Below are 864 nucleotides of genomic sequence, written 5' to 3'. Positions count from 1 at the left end.
CGCTGTCATCTATGGCACCCCTAGTGTTTTTATTAATTGATCGCAAGACTCTATGGAAGCTCGCGTACTAAGCAAATTCAGAAACTCTAAAGAGCGAATTATCAGCATTGGCGTCTGAACGATGGTTTGCAGCGACTCCATGGGTGTACTTATAAATGATATGCCAGTTGACGATGAAAGCCGCTACGGTCGTTTCAAAGATCACCTCGCAGTTTTATCAAGCATCTGCGATGGCCGACTGCTCACACTTCAATCTCAAATATCAATGACCGACCAGCGTAAAGATGTACTAGGCCGCGCTATAGGTATGACCGAAAAACAGGTCAAACAGCTAACCAATAAACTTGCTGAACATGATGTCACTGTTCGACAAGTTATGCTTGATATGATTACTGAACTGGAAGCCAAACTATTTTCCTTAGGCCTGGACGAAGATCAGGAAGAACAACTAATGGCACTAGCCTATCAAGCAAGTGACAAACTTGAAGGTATGAAAGATAGCGCTAAGAACCTCGAGAATGAGTTAGGCCTGGTACTGGAAGGTCTGTATGAAGTACTAGCAAAGAACACATAACAGAGTCCAGTGCATGAACTTACCCAAGTCATTCAATACGTTCACCTCTATCATTTGGTACGGCGAAAGAAAGCACAATAACGCAGCTCTCGTTGACGCTCTAATCTCGAGCGGCTACCAGGTCGAGCAAATTAGTAATGAAGATGAGCTGAAAAGCAGATTCCTGAAAGTTCCTACAACGTTTTTAATACTTGACCAACCCAATGATATGGTTCGTTGCATCCAGCTAGTCATCTCTTTCAAGCTGCAAGCAAAGGATTCTGCGTTCACTACAATATTGATCTCTGACA

General features: G+C 43.2%; 2 protein-coding genes. Both read left to right on the top strand.

From position 1 onward, the window contains the following. The first annotated feature begins 139 nt into the window (after positions 1-139). The gene (locus tag A3729_RS06300; RefSeq protein ID WP_068514054.1) at positions 140-574 is read left to right on the top strand and encodes a hypothetical protein; all 435 of its coding nucleotides are present in this window, start codon (positions 140-142) and stop codon (positions 572-574) included. 13 nt (positions 575-587) lie between these two features. Beyond that, on the top strand, positions 588-864 hold a 277-nt coding region (locus A3729_RS33810; RefSeq protein WP_231877361.1), incomplete at its 3' end, for a hypothetical protein.

It is taken from the genome of Oleiphilus sp. HI0043, assembly GCF_001634935.1.
Note: the sequence above shows the minus strand (reverse complement) of the source record. Positions and strands in the feature narration are given on the sequence as shown.